At 70.0% G+C, this 457-nt stretch carries 1 pseudogene; it reads right to left on the reverse strand.

The features are described 5' to 3' along the window. Positions 1 to 457 (reverse strand): annotated as a pseudogene (locus tag L0U85_RS20180) (hypothetical protein); the annotation flags it as partial.

Below are 457 nucleotides of genomic sequence, written 5' to 3' on the forward strand. Positions count from 1 at the left end.
GCCATCACCCGTGCGATCCGGATCGAGTTGCTGTCGGTCCCGGCCGCCGGGTAGGCGACGCTGCCGTCGGGGTAGGCCTTGAACGCCTGGTAGTCGTGGTCCGGCACATCGATCGTGAACCGGCTCCCCACCGCCTTGCCGCTGCCGGCGTCGTACGCCTGCGCGGCCATCGCCGAGTCCGACTCCCAGGCCAGCAGCATCTGGCCGGTCCCGTAACGCACCAGGTGCGGGTGGGACGAACCGACCGAAGTGTCGACGGTGGCGTCGGAGGCCCCGTCAGCGAAGTGCTCCAAGCGCACCTGACCGCCCTGGCTCCACGCGGTCCAGTAACCGGCGTCCGCGGCCCGCACCAAGTCACCACCGAACAGGGTCCCGTCGCAGACGCCCTCGGCGACGGTCCGGTAAGGGTCCGGCTGCGCGATACGGCACTGATTGTCGGTCGCGCACACCATGACGA

Source organism: Glycomyces sp. L485 (assembly GCF_022548875.1).
Classification (GTDB): Bacteria; Actinomycetota; Actinomycetes; order Mycobacteriales; family Micromonosporaceae; genus Glycomyces.